Annotated in this window: 11 protein-coding genes; 4 read left to right on the forward strand and 7 right to left on the reverse strand. The window is 60.5% G+C overall.

What is annotated here, in order from left to right:
- Positions 1-59: 59 nt before the first annotated feature.
- Entirely contained in the window at positions 60-6,203 is a 6,144-nt protein-coding gene (locus J3P90_RS21200) for a filamentous hemagglutinin N-terminal domain-containing protein (protein ID WP_434675348.1), read from the reverse strand.
- Positions 6,204-6,484: 281 nt separating this feature from the next.
- Here J3P90_RS21200 and J3P90_RS21205 point away from each other — a divergent pair, with 281 nt between their 5' ends.
- The 3 genes from J3P90_RS21205 (at position 6,485) to J3P90_RS21215 (ending at position 8,500) form a co-directional block, all read left to right on the forward strand.
- Positions 6,485-6,889 (forward strand): DUF488 domain-containing protein, encoded by a 405-nt coding sequence (locus J3P90_RS21205; protein ID WP_434675349.1) that lies wholly within the window; start codon positions 6,485-6,487, stop codon positions 6,887-6,889.
- Between the two features lie 100 nt (positions 6,890-6,989).
- Positions 6,990-7,796: a DUF6630 family protein gene (locus tag J3P90_RS21210; RefSeq protein ID WP_434675350.1), complete on the forward strand. Its 807-nt coding sequence runs from the start codon at positions 6,990-6,992 to the stop codon at positions 7,794-7,796.
- The gene (locus tag J3P90_RS21215; RefSeq protein ID WP_434675351.1) at positions 7,742-8,500 is read left to right on the forward strand and encodes a hypothetical protein; all 759 of its coding nucleotides are present in this window, start codon (positions 7,742-7,744) and stop codon (positions 8,498-8,500) included. Before J3P90_RS21210 ends, J3P90_RS21215 begins: the two co-directional genes overlap by 55 nt.
- 153 nt (positions 8,501-8,653) lie before the next feature.
- On the opposite strand, the gene J3P90_RS21220 is transcribed toward J3P90_RS21215, so the two are convergent.
- Entirely contained in the window at positions 8,654-9,196 is a 543-nt protein-coding gene (locus tag J3P90_RS21220) for a DUF4256 domain-containing protein (protein ID WP_434675352.1), read from the reverse strand.
- A 172-nt stretch (positions 9,197-9,368) separates the two neighbouring features.
- Here J3P90_RS21220 and J3P90_RS21225 point away from each other — a divergent pair, with 172 nt between their 5' ends.
- Complete coding sequence (locus J3P90_RS21225) at positions 9,369-9,668, forward strand: hypothetical protein (RefSeq protein WP_420764119.1); 300 nt, start codon at positions 9,369-9,371, stop codon at positions 9,666-9,668.
- A gap of 190 nt (positions 9,669-9,858) precedes the next feature.
- Here J3P90_RS21225 and J3P90_RS21230 read toward each other — a convergent pair whose 3' ends face one another.
- Genes J3P90_RS21230 through J3P90_RS21250 form a run of 5 tightly spaced genes read right to left on the reverse strand, consistent with a single transcriptional unit; the run spans position 9,859 to position 13,412 of the window.
- Positions 9,859-10,095 (reverse strand): Rieske (2Fe-2S) protein, encoded by a 237-nt coding sequence (locus J3P90_RS21230; protein ID WP_434628289.1) that lies wholly within the window; start codon positions 10,093-10,095, stop codon positions 9,859-9,861.
- Positions 10,079-10,936 carry an iron-containing redox enzyme family protein gene (locus tag J3P90_RS21235; RefSeq protein WP_434675353.1) on the reverse strand — a complete coding sequence of 286 codons (858 nt, stop codon included), beginning with the start codon at positions 10,934-10,936 and terminating at the stop codon, positions 10,079-10,081. The genes J3P90_RS21230 and J3P90_RS21235 overlap by 17 nt, the downstream gene beginning before the upstream one ends.
- The gene (locus J3P90_RS21240) at positions 10,933-11,736 is read right to left on the reverse strand and encodes a dihydrodipicolinate synthase family protein (protein ID WP_434609662.1); all 804 of its coding nucleotides are present in this window, start codon (positions 11,734-11,736) and stop codon (positions 10,933-10,935) included. The genes J3P90_RS21235 and J3P90_RS21240 overlap by 4 nt, the downstream gene beginning before the upstream one ends.
- Complete coding sequence (locus J3P90_RS21245) at positions 11,726-12,244, reverse strand: DUF6190 family protein (protein WP_434609660.1); 519 nt, start codon at positions 12,242-12,244, stop codon at positions 11,726-11,728. Before J3P90_RS21245 ends, J3P90_RS21240 begins: the two co-directional genes overlap by 11 nt.
- Positions 12,237-13,412, reverse strand: coding sequence for a pyridoxal phosphate-dependent aminotransferase (locus J3P90_RS21250; RefSeq protein WP_434609657.1), 1,176 nt, complete (start codon positions 13,410-13,412; stop codon positions 12,237-12,239). Before J3P90_RS21250 ends, J3P90_RS21245 begins: the two co-directional genes overlap by 8 nt.
- Between the last annotated feature and the right edge of the window lie 70 nt (positions 13,413-13,482).

The raw sequence follows: 13,482 nt of genomic DNA on the forward strand, positions 1-13,482 counted from the left end.
GACCGCGTCCGGGGACGCGGCCAAGGGGCTCCTTCAAAGGGAAAAGTGAGTGTCAGGGGTCAGGGACGCATGGCCAGGCTCGGCAAGCGCACACCGCCGCGCACGACGAAAACAGTCTGTGGCGGGTAGGCCGCACAGGCGGCCCCACCCGATACACCGCCGTCGGCGCAGACAGTCCCGGCCAGTTCCCGCTCGCTGTCGGCGTCCTGGGCCTGGGCAGCCGAATCGCCGTCGCCTTGGGCCAGGGCGTCGCCCGCAGCGTTGCCGCCATTGGCGTTTGCCGGCGCGCCGCTCTGATCCACCAGCAGCAGGCCGCCGTCCTCGACCCCGACGTCGGACCAATCAGTCGGTTTCGGCTGGACCGGATTGAGCTCCGGCGCATGGGGCGAAGTCACTTGCACGACGATGCGCGTTGCATCGGCGACGCTCTGCTGGATGGCGCTGATATCGATGGACTGCGTCACCGTGAGGTTGGCATTGGCCGGGTCGCTGACGATCAGGTAACCGAGGTCAGCCAGCCCACCGATATTGATCTGGTGGGTGCCGGGGTCTGGGTTTCCTATCGAATACTCCGGCTGGCCGAGCATCTGTTTGGTGTCACCGTTCTGCAGGCCGTTGACGTCGAAACCGGCTGCACCGCCACCGTTGAACGTGGTTTGGCCGTCGAATGGTTTGGTCTGGGTGGTCGTACCGTTCGTGGACACCACCAGCGTCGGTTGCTCGCGGTATACGGCATGAACCCCGGTGTCACCCAGCGCCCGACCGAAATTGCTCTGCTGCTCGTCGCTGTTGTAGCGGAAGTTGCCGCTGCCACTGCCCACCACATCCACCACGCCGGTGCTGCCGGCGAGGCTGCCGGTGTAGATCACCGCCCGGCCACCCGCGCCGGTGGACACCGTCACGCCCGCGTTGGCTTTCACGTCACCGCCCGAGGCCACGCCCGCCGAAGCGGATTGACCGGCGTTGAGCACGATCGCATCAGCGGCATTGCTGGTGGTGCTGACGTTCTCGGTCAGGGTGATATTACCGGTGGTCGTTACAACCTGGACTTTGCCGGTGTTGCCGATGCCAACGATCTGATCCAGCTGGGTGCCGTCCAGCGCCGTCTCGGTCAGCCTGCCGACGGTGACGTCCGTGCGGTTGACGAAGTTGACGTCCTTCGCCCGGCTGGCGATATCGCCAACCCAGTTGCTGGCATTGCGCAGGTCAAAATCGCCGCCCTTGAGCGCCAGGCCATCGGCGGTGATGGTGCCGTTGGCATCTTGGGTGGTCTTGCCATCGACGTTGAGGAACACGTTGCCGTTGGTGGCCAGCGCTTCGTTGATCGCCAGATCGCCGTCGGTGCCGATGCTGACGTCGCCGGTGTTGTTCACCCCGGTGGTGGACTTGACCACGTTGCCGTTGCCGTCGGTTTCAGTCAGCGTGCCGACCTTCAGGTTGCCAGTGTTGTTGAACGCGACCTTGCCCGCCTCGCTGGCGATGTCGCCCACCACGTTGCCGTTGTTGCGCAACTCGAAGTCGCCGCCGTTGAGCGCCAGGCCGTCCGCGGTGATGTTGCCGTTGGCATCTTGGGTGGTCTTGCCATCGACGTTCAGGAACACGTTGCCGCTGGTGACCAGTTCTTCGTTGATCGCCAGATCGCCGTCGGTGCCGATGCTGACGTCGCCGGTGTTGTTCACCCCGGTGGTCGTCTTGACCACGTTGCCGTTGCCGTCGGTTTCAGTCAGCGTGCCGACCTTCAGGTTGCCAGTGTTGTTGAACGCGACCTTGCCCGCCTCGCTGGCGATATCGCCCACCACGTTGCCGTTGTTGCGCAACTCGAAGTCGCCGCCGTTGAGCGCCAGGCCGTCAGCGGTGATGTTGCCGTTGGCATCCTGGGTGGTCTTGCCATCGACGTTGAGGAACACGTTGCCGCTGGTGGCCAGCGCTTCGTTGATCGCCAGATCACCGTCGGTGGCGATGCTGACGTCGCCAGTGTTGTTCACACCGGTGACGGTCGTTTGCGTGCCATCGGCATGGGTCGCGGTAAGCGAGCCCACTTTGAGGTTCCCGTTGTTGTTGAACTGGACCTTGCCCGCATCGCTGGCGATATCGCCGATCACGTTACCGCTGTTGCCCAGGCCGTAGTTGCCGCCCAGCAGCACCAGGCCGCTGGCATCGAGCTTGGCCCCGGCGTCACCGGCCTGAGTGGTGTTGCCCGCCACTTCCAGGGTGATGATGTCGTCGGCGCGGGTTTGACCCTGGCCGGCGTCATCCCGTGGGCCGTTTTCGATGGTGATGCCTTTTACCAGCGACAGGTCGTGGTCGGTTTTCAGGGTGACCGCTTCGTCGGAGGTAATCCCAACGGTGCCGTCCACGACGCCAACCGTCAGGTTGCCGTTGCCGGCGAATTTCAAGCTGCCGACATCGGCGGCGATCACGCCCACGTCATTCCCCTTGCCCAGGTCGAAATCGCCTTCGCCGCGCAGGGCCAATTCGTCTGCGGTAATGGTCGCCCCCGTTGCCTGGGTCGCCCCTTTGCCGGCGTCGACGGTGAGGGTCAGGCCTTTGCCGGTCGTGCCGTCTTCGTCGTTGCCTTCGGGATCCTCGAGGGTCAGATCGCCCAGCAGGTTCAGGACACCGTTGGCGACCAACGCCAGGTCGTCCATGAGCGTCGCGCCTTCATCGTCGACGGTGATGTTGCGGGTCTTGTCATTGCCGATGACGACCTTGTCGAAACCGTCCTGGATGTTGGCCAGGTCAGCGTCGGACAGCACCAGCGGATCGTTTGGCCCGGTCACCTCTGGGTCATCACTGCCGCCCACGTGGATATCCAGGCCTGGGGTCTTCTGCTGCAAGGTGAGGCTGCCGCCACCGGCAACGCTCGCGGCGAGATCGATTTCGTCGGCGGTCAGGCTCGTATTGCCCTGGGTCGCCAATGCCTGGCCGACCGTGAGCGTGTCGGCGATAAGGTTCAGGTCGCCGGTCTGAGTCATGCCGGCCACCGGCACACCTTGCGGGTTCGCCGGGGTCTGGCTGTCAGGAACGGTGACGACGCCGACGGTCAGGTCATCGACATCGGCAAAGCTGACGGTGCCGGTGTCGCTGGCAATCGTGTCGACGTCGTTGGCGGCGTTGTCCAGGTCATGAACGGCGCCGTCACCCAGCAACACCAGGCCATCGGCGACAATGGCGCCGCCAGCGGTCTGGTCGATCTTGCCGCCATTGCTTTGCAATGCCAGGACCGGAGCCGGTTTGTTGTCGTCGTTGCCGGTGCCCGGTGCGTCCGCCACGGTCAACTGGTCATTGATGTGGATATCGCCGGTGCCGGCATCGAGGATAAGGTTGTCGTTGATGCGGGTGGCTTCGATGATGCTGATGTCACCGGTCATGTCCGCGCCGCCGATCTTGACGGAAGTGAACCCGTCGCCCAGGGCGCTGATGTCGGTGCCGGTCAGTTCCAGCGAACCGGCGGCGTCGCCGGTGCTGCCGCCCACGGCAATGTTTTTGCTCGGGGTGTTGGTTTCAAGGGCAATGGAGCCATTGCCGGTAACGCTGCCGGCACCGCCGTTGAAGTTGATATCGTCGGCCTTGATGGCCAGGTTGTTGTCGGTGCCGTTGAGGCTGCCGTTGAACGTAATCGAACTGCCTTGCAGGCCCTTGCTGCCCGAGGTGTTGGTCTTGATGTTGTCGACGTACAGCGAGCCGCCAACCTGCTTGCCGGCGGTCTGGTCGAAACTGCCCGAAACGAACACGAATTTGTACGTGCCGGCCTTGTCAGCGGTCGCCGTATGGCTTTTCCAATCCACCGCGCCCGTGCCGTTCCCCGTTTCGTTCAGGATGATCTGGTATTCACCGGTGTTGACGTTCAACAGATAGCCGAAGACGTCATAGGTGTCGCCGCCCGCAACCGGTTTGTAATCGAAACTGACCGCTTCCCCCGCCGCCAGGGAGACCGTGCCCTCGCTCACCACCGACGGACCGCGCATGATGCAACCGGCGGGTGCGTTCTGGCAGTTGGAGTTGTTCTCGGTGCCCAGCAGCAGCGCAGCGCCACCGTCCTGGCCCTGGCCAGCCGCGACGACCGGTGTGAGGGGCTTGTAGTTCATGTCGCCCTGGTCGCCAGGCGAAACGCTCGGCGGGTTGCCATTGGTCGGCGATGTGGTTGGCAGCGTCGGGTCATCGGGAGATACCACGCCCTCCACCACGGTCACACCAGTGAAGAACTGGTCGATGGAGGTCTTCCAGCCGACCAGGCCGTTTTCGAAGTCGGCGTTCAGGAACTGCGAGGTGCCCATCTCAACCGCACCGTTGTAGACCTGCTCGCCGCTGGTAAAGACTTTTGCACCGTTGATATACGTCTTGCCGGCGCCACTGGTGGTCGCGTACAGGGCGCCCAGGGCGCTGTTACCGCCGACCATGTCGCTGAAGATGATCGAGCCTGAACCTGCGTCCACGCGCAGCTCGCGCTTGTTGGCCACCGCATCGGAATCCACCACGCCGGCAAACACGATGTTGCCGCCGTTGCTCTTCAGGCTGACGTCGGTGTTGAGCGCCATCTTGCCATTGAAGATCAACGCCAAACTGTTGCCATTGCCCGCGCCGCTGGCGTCGATGTCACCGTTGAGGAAGATATTGCCGAAGACGTAGCGGCCCGTGCCGACGTCGTTGTGCCCGGACTGCAAGGTCAGCGTCCGATCGCCGCTGATGTTCGTCGGGGTGTAGTCGCCGTTCCAGTGGATGCTGTTGTCGGCTTTGATCGCCACATCGGTGCCGCCGGCCAGGGCCGTATCGATCGCGTTGAAACCGACCGTGGCCTCTGTCCCGTTGGCGCCGCCCGTCAACCCGCCGTTGCCCGGTCCCACCGTGACGCTGTCCGGATCGAGCAACCACAAGCCGCCCTTGCCGTTTTTGGCCGAGGCATCGGCGGCTTTGCTCACCGCCAGCTTGGCGCCGCTGGTTTCGATCTTGCCGCCGTCACCGCCCTTGGCGCCGCCGGTGGCTTTCAAGGTGCCGTCCACGCGCGTCACGCTGCCAGGCTTCTTCACATCCGACCAGGCCACCACGGTGCCGCCTTTGCCGTTATCGGTGGCCGATGCATCGAGCACGGCGCCAGCGGCGATAGTGGTCTGGCTGGCCTGCTTGATCGAAGCGTCCTTGCCTTGCCAGCTTCCGCCCACGTAAATCTCGCCGCCGCCCTTGGCGCCGGTGGCGTCGAGCGCAGCGCCGCCGTTGATGGCCACGCGATCCCCGGTCACGACGATCTTGCCGCCCTTGGCGGTGTCGGAAGACACATCGATGCGCCCGGCGACTTGTACGTCGCCCCGGTCGCCCATCAACGTGACCACGCCGTTTTCACCGACATCCAGGGAACGGGCTTCGATCAGGCCGGTGTTGTTGATGACGGTGCTCGCCAGGGTTTCCGCCGCACGGGCGGTCAGCAGGATTTTCCCGGCATCGGCACGAATGGCACCGCCGTTTTCAATCAACGCCTGCAACGCGCCTTCCTGGACTTCCAACTGCACCGGCCCACCCAAGTCGAGCGTCACGACGCTGCCGGCGCCCAGCAGCACGTTGCCCTTGTGCGCGGTGATGTTGCCTTCGTTGACGATTTTCGCAGCGATCAGGGCAACAGTGCCGCCTTGCGCTGCGTTGATGTTGCCCTGGTTGACCACCGACGCGGCGCTGTCGCCACTGAAACGGTAATTTCCGGCAAGGAAATCTTCGGTGGATAGATTAAGCGTGGAGGCCACCAGACCGCCCACATCCACTTGCGCGCCGGGGGTGAACAATACGCCGTTGGGGTTGACAAGGAACACCTGGCCGTTGGCTTTCAGCGCGCCCTGGATCACCGACACATCCGAGCCTAATACCCGGTTCAATGCGACAGAATTCGCGCCAGGCTGGACGAACTGGACGGTGTTGCCCTTGCCGATGGAGAAGCTCTGCCAGTCAATCGCAAGCTTGTCGCCGCCCTGATGAATGACCATGCCCGTGCCGCCCTGGTGGATGCTGCCGTTACCCGCCACGATATTGCCGCCGGACGGCAAAGGCCCCGCCGTGGCAAACGAGGCGAATACACTGCCGCCCACGCCCATGACGAGGCTCAGCCTGAGGTTGAGGGATTGACGGCTTTTGTCCTTGCCCTGGCTTTTGACCAACTCGGATGCCACCTGCCATGCGCCCATCACGGCATTCCAGACGACTCGGTAACTTCTATTCATTGTGTTCACTCATTCCTGATACAGCGGGTCACGCCAAGACGACCCGACGGTTCCTGTCGACAAATCAAACGGAGAAACCGAATCCGGGGCGGATTGCGGCTCGAAAAATCCCACAGTGCTGCGCCCATCATGTCCGCCGCGCTAGGGGCAGTGCCTTTGCTTGAGCGCCCATGGCTTTTGAATGAGGGGATGGAATTCCAATTTTCCGATGGGTGGCTCGCTGGTCACCTCCTCGTCGGCGACCTATGCTCAGTCGGTCCAGTTTCCACAGGCGGGCCCTGATGATCCGATGCAAACGCGCCTATGAAACCGCCACCGCCGAGGATGGCGTACGGGTGCTGGTCGACCGCTTGTGGCCGCGTAACTGCCCCAAGGATGCCTTGGCGATCGCCGAGTGGCTGCCGCAGGTCGGGCCTTCCCATCCATTGCGCAAGGCGTTCAAGGCGGGCGCGGTTTCGTTCGAGCAGTTCCGCGAGGCGTATCGCAAGGAATTGGCGGCGCGGCCGGAGCATTGGTGGAAGCTGGTGGACCTTGCGCGGGATGGAACGCTTACCCTGGTGTATGCGGCCAAATCGACGGATGAAAATAACGCGGTGGTGCTGGCGCAGTGGTTGGAGGATGAGGTGGAGAAACGCACGGAGTCGAGCTCACCGGTGTGTTATCTGGATGAGTTTCCAGAGCTTTGAAAGGGGCTTGCTGTAACACCGTGGCGAGGGACCTTGCGCCCTCGCCACGGGTTGTCGATTTGCCTAAGATCGGCGCAGAGAATTCACCGGGAGGACAGCCGTGACGCCATCGCCCTTTGATCCGTTGGTTCATATCGATTGGAAAACACCCGGCAGCGACTTGCTTGGGCTGCTGCAGCATTACTACCCCGACATCGGGGTGTTTGCCGGCCCGGGGTTCGAGACGTTATTGGATGAGCTGTCCAACGAGATGCCCGAGGTCTGCTTCGAGGCGCTGGCGGCGCTGTTGTCGCACCAGGGTTACGACCTGTGGAACCTGGACGCCGGCGGCGATGATTATCGGCCGGTTATTTTCCCCTCCGACCAACGCGAGGCGTTTGCCCAGCATTGGCAAAGCCCACGTGGCGAACCCAGATTCACGCCGAGATTGATCGAGCCGCCCAAGCCCATGGTGACCGAACACAAACCGGCCAAGACCAAGCGCGGCAAGGTGAACTGGCTGCAGGAAGTCCATGACTACCCCGGCCCCACTCACGTGCATGAATATAACTACCGCAATGGCTGGGCTGCCATCACCGAGCAGGACGAAGACCGGTGGTTGTGCTTTTTGATCGACTACAACCAGTGGCCGCCTGTCGAGCTGGACATGCTCGAACAACGCACCGATGAGGTGGATGGCGGGGACCTGCGGCTATCGACGCCAACGCCCAGCGCAGCCTGTGGCGACGCCAGGTTAAACGCGGCGACTACAGCGCGGATGATCGGTTCAAATATGAGATTCGCCGGGGCGATACCATCGAGGACTTCGGACCTGCCGGCCAGGAGTGGCAGGCATTTGAAGAACCCTGCGTTGTGGCAGACGACACGATTTTCGAGCGCCAGCGCATTTACGAGCCCAAGCACCTGACGAGGATCTGGCGGACCACGGCGGACAGCAGCGAGGTGATTTTCGAGGACTCGGATGAGCTGACCATCCTGCCCGTCGGCCCGCGCCGATTACTGTTCATGCAACACAACGGCAAGCGCTGCTGGGTCTGGAACCAGGACCCGCCGCACCAGGCCGTCGCCGCCAAGCCAATGCCCGCCGAGGCTTATAAGCTGCGCGCATCGACCGCGTACCTGGGCGGTGACGAGATTTTGCTGTTCAGCGAAGGCGCGCGGCCGAACGTCGAGCACTCGGGTTATCAAGAGACGGTGCTGTTGGCGTGGCGCTTCAATTTCATCACCGGCACCAAGGCGAAGGCGACGTTGGACGGCTTCGGCAGCGAGCTGCGCCAGGACACCCGCCTGCTGGTCACCCAGCCCAAGCAGATGATCACGCTGCGCACGTTCCATGGACAGCTTCATGTGTCCCGTGGGCATGGTGATTGGTGGGTGTGGCGTTATCGCGCCAACACCTTCGGCACCCAGACCCTGGCATGGTTTTGGAATCAACGCAGCAATGAGGTAGTGAAGCTCTCGACCAAGGATATCCCGCGCGTCAAGCCTGAGATTCGTTACGTGCCGGCGCAGGATCGGTATCTGGCGTTCGAGACGGATTTTGTGGCGCGGTTGCCGGGCTTCGCGCAGATCCTTGAGGCCAAGGGATATGAGGTTCTGACTTTTCAGTGAGGCGATTTCGCGGCGGCGACCTCCGCGGCGAGGGAGCTTGCTCCCGCTCGACTGCGCAGCAGTCGCAAAACCTGCCAACCGTTTTCCCCTGCCATGCCGCCGCGGGCTGCTGCGCAACCCGGCGCGAGCAAGCTACCTCGCCACGGGTTTGTCTTAAACCTGCAGCACCCCACGAAACCCACGCGCCGCGTAATACGACTGCACCCCATTGTGGTAAACGAACACCCGGCCATAACGAAAATCGCCAAACAACGCCCCACCCAGCGCCCGGATTTCCGGAGGTGTTGCCAACCAACTGGACGTCTTGGCATCAAACTCACCCAGCGCTTGTAATGCCCGGTATTGCTCTTCGGTCAACAGGCTCACGCCCATCGCTTCGGCCAATTCCAAGGCACTGCCTTTGGGTTTGTTCTCCTTGCGCGCATCCAGGGCCGCACGGTCGTAGCAGAGGCTGCGGCGGCCGGTCGGGCTTTCCTTTACGCAATCGCAAAAGGTGATAGAGCCTGTCTTCGAGTCCAGGCCAATCACGTCGGGCTCGCCGCCGGTGGCTTCCATGGCTTGGAGCGTTTCAAGGGCGCTGGGGTTGTTGTCGAGCCGCGTCTGGACGTCGGCCCATGGGATGTTTGGATGGCGGTCGGGGTTCTGTTCAAAACGGGCCCGCAGGTTTTGCAGCAAGGTTTGTTGTTGTTCTTTCATGGCGCGAGGTCCTTGGGTGTCGATGGGTTGTGCATGGAGCGCTTAATAGCGACATGCAGCAGGGTCGCAGCTTGGATATTTCTAATTGATATTGGCTCCTGTCGACTCTGACAGTAGTTGCGCAGCGGCGTTGGCTCTTAACCTGCTACAGGTTCGCGAGCAGGAGCCTAGGGTGAATACAACGATAAGCTGCATCAGAGCGCTGCCACTTATCCTGCCTATTACATTGGCCGGCACCTGTTTCCCGGCGCTGGCGACCGAGGACTGCAATATTCAGAAAGTCGGGCTGGCGATGATTCTGGAACCTGGAGGTATAGCTCAAAAAGCCTTGTCCAAAGCCCAGTACAGGGAAAAACTGGATGTGAAGCGCGTGCGGATCACCCACTCGGAACGGGCCAAGCACCCGGATAAATCTCGCCTCACTGTGGTGATCGACAAAAAAAGAAAAGTGAAGCACATCTATTGCGAATGAACACCCGCTGCTGGTGAGCCCGTGGAAAGGACACCCGGTCAGCGCCTCACCTGGGCGCTACGCGGCGCGGGCGGTCCGGCCAGCGTCTTCGTCCTTGAGAAGATAACGGGCGAGGCATTGATTGAGTGAGACCGCCGCATCCTCAAAGGACGCGCCGGCTCACTGTAATACCGCATCGTCAAGGTTCGCGCTAACTCACGCGCTTCACCTCAAGACGCCCGCAAGGCGGCCCACTTAATTGCTCGCCCGTTTCCAGGCTGAACACCGAAAAGTGCAACGGGCAGGTGATGCTTTTCCGCTGCTCATTGATCACTCCATGTTCCAGCCATCCAGCGCGATGCGGGCACGTGTGCGGCACTTCAAAGTGCTGGTCGTCAATGACGATGGCGAACGTGCCTGGGCGATAGAATTCAGATGGCTCGCTCACACATGCGCTCCTTGTCGAAGTACTTCTGCCGCCTCGCCTTTTCGACAGCGGCATCGAAGGCGGCGTTGGTGATGTCCCGTCCCATGCAGATGCCTTCCCACGCTTTGACAGGATCCAGGTCCCTCGCCACGTCCATTGCCTTGAGCAGGCGCTGGCCTTCAATCGCATGGAAGACATCGATGTGAACATGCTCGGAATAGTAGGTATGGGCCTTGATCTGCAAACGCGAGCAGATGGACGTGTAGCATTCAAAAAAGAACGGTACGACGGTTTCGAAGTAAGTAATCACCCCCGCGAAATACGACGGATCATCCGCCCTCATCGTCAACCAACAGAACATGTTGGGAAACGAGAAACCAGCCGGGGCGTTAACGTCGATGTAGAAGTCCAGGTCGGTAGGCATTCCCAACTCATTAAGCAGATCAATGTACAGCGTCGTATGGGAGCGCTTCAGGTTACCGGACCCGAACTCGTCGATCATCATGCGCAACATCGGCATCTGCGCCGCCAGGCTGAGCCGGGGCATAAGGTGATAAAACACTTGTGCCTCGGTCAAACCATCCAACGCGAACTCCTGCACCAGGATCCTGAACTCGTCAAGGCTCATATGCTCGCTTACATAGGCTGCGCTGGGCGGGATCACGCTGCGCTCCATTTCGACCAGTTCAGCCAGTTGCTTGCGCAATGCAGCGAGGTTGGTCGGTGGGTTGGCGGTTCGCGTCTTCTGGATAGTCGACTCGATCCACTCACGCTCGAAAGCCAGGATATGGTTTTCCAACGGTTTGAGCTGTTTGATGCATGACCGATTCGCCAGGAATAGTTCTTTCTGCAAGTCGCTCATGCCATGGCCTCCTGCTCTGCGAACACACGGTCAGTGCTGATGATGCCGCGGGTCTTGAGTTCTTTCTTGACCTGGGCGTACCAATCGTCGGCGCCTAGTTCAAAGCGCTCATTGAGCTCTTCCACTAGTTCACCGACTGAAGTTTGCCGGGCGCCAATTGCCAGTCGACAGACTCCGGGTTCCAGATTGGCCAAGGACACCACATTACCGTCGGACTCGAGCTCCCGCGCAAGCAGCATTTCCCAGCCAATGAGGTAATCGAGCCCCTCGTTGCGCAGGCGCTCGATCTCGCTTTGCACACGCGGCTGGGAGGGTGAGTCCTTGATACCGATGACTCTCGGTAGTTGGGCGATCGAGAACAAGGTCTCGAAGCTTTTCTCGTTACCGGATAACGCTGACTCGTTATAAATGAAGATATCCAGCGACGTCGCATCATGGACCGCCCGGTAATGCTCGATCATGTCTTGTTGGCTTGTGCCTGAAGCAAAAGGCGATGTGAACATGACCGCCTGGGCCCCAAGCTTTTGCGCCAACAATGCGTACTCGACGACTTCAGCCGTCGTCGCGCGTTCTATACCGGCTATCACCGCCTTGTCCTGTGCGTGGGCCAGCGTCAGCTCCAGCATGCGCTGCCACTCCCGCCGACCCAGCCGCCAGCCCTCGCCGGAAGTCAGGCAAGGAATGTATCCATCGACAAACGGCCGTGAACAATGAAGCAAGCGACGCACGCTCGCTTCGCAGACGCGCGACTGATCATCAAGAGGCGTGATCAACGGTACGTAGATGTGCTTAGTCGACATGCTGGAAGTCCTCTTGTCCGATGGTCATCTGCAACGACTGCTCGTACAGGCCCTGTAGCTTTTCAGGAAACACGGACTGCGAGGACGCCATGGGAAACGTCTTCAGGTAGGGCTTGAGCAACGTCAGATCGCGAAGCGAATCGTCATGGGTGTAGAACGGTTGTTGATGCTCGACCACATGGGCGACCAGCATCTTCTTTTCCACACTCAAGTGCGCCCAGTCGGGCTCCAGGCAGGCGCGCTTCAAGACTTTATTGCTATAGCCCTGGCGCTGGATGTTCATGTCTGTATGAAGTACGTCCATGAACGGGTAATAGACGTCCTGCAGGTGTCGGCTCTTCTTCCAGATAATGGCATCGCATATGCCAATCTGGCCAAAACTCATCAGCACCTGACGTGAATAAAAAGCGCTGAAAAACCCCAGCGATTGCGCCCTTACCTCAGGGTCGCGATGGTGCATACCCATGAACACGGTGGCGTCCATAACCGCAATGGAGGCTTCAGCCATGATAGTTCTCCAGTGCCAGGGCGATGGTCCTGACCGCCTGTTCGAACTCCTCAGGCTTGCGCGCCAATGCCAGGCGAATGTATTTCTGCCCTGCCTGCGGTTGGCTCCAATAGAAATATTTGCCCGGCAGGACGTACACCTCATAGGCCATCAGGTACGCCTGCAAGTCATCGGCGGACACGCCATCACGCAGGATTTCGAACCAGGCAACACTGGTCTCAACCGCCGGCGTCAAATAACTCAGGAAACTGCCGTGCAAATGTTCTCGGGCGGCCGCGCGGTTTACATCGAGTACCGAACGTACCGACTCGAAATCGTCAGCGTTGCTGTCTCGAATATATTGAGTCACGACATTCAGAATAAAGGGCGACACGTTCAGCAATACGCTGGTGACGATGCTGTAGATGTCAGCGTTGATGGCCCGGCTGGACATGATCGTCGCGCACTTGGTGTCTTGCAGCGGCCAGGTTTTTCCTGTGTCTTCCATGATGATGTACTCGGTACCGATGTCATCCAAAATGGCATAGGCATCGAGGCGGCTACCCCCTGAAGCTTTGAAAAACGCGGCGAAGCAAAAATCCAGAATCAACAACTTGCGGTGATCCTTGCAGTAACGCGCCACTTCGACAAAGGTGTCGGCGCCGTCGGCAAACATGCTGGTACCGGTCGGGTTGTTGGGATCCACCAGGAAAATCGCATCGACGTTTGCCGCCGCGGCTTGAAGCTTTGCATAGACACTCGTAGACGACTGCAAAAGGGCTTCGTCCAGTGGAGTCAACGGCACTTCCATGTGCTTGAGCAGGTCATGCAAGTTGTCGAAACAAGGTTCGATCAAACCCACGCTCATGTTGCGTTTGCGCAGATAGGTCGCGGTGATGTGCATCGCAATGGAGGCCGCGTAGACCAGATAGATTTCATCATGTCGCTTGAGCGCATGCTCTTGACCATGGAACGTGAAGAACGCCTGGATAAATTCCTGCTCGCTCTGATATTGGCTCTGGCCTTGGGCGCGATACCAGAGTTCGGGCAGACGGCTGACAATCTCTCGCTGGGTGACGCTTTGGTCCTGATGCGTATGGGCGTCGGCGAGATTGAAGCGTGTTTTCAAGGCAGAAATTTCATGTTGGGTGATATCTTCTTTATCATCCAGGCGGGTCAAGACGCTCATATTATTATTCCTATAGGTACTGAGTATGTTCATCTCGCTGGCCGGCTCACGGCGCCGTAGATAAACCCTG

The organism is Pseudomonas sp. D3-10, assembly GCF_051132175.1.
Classification (GTDB): domain Bacteria; phylum Pseudomonadota; class Gammaproteobacteria; order Pseudomonadales; family Pseudomonadaceae; genus Aquipseudomonas.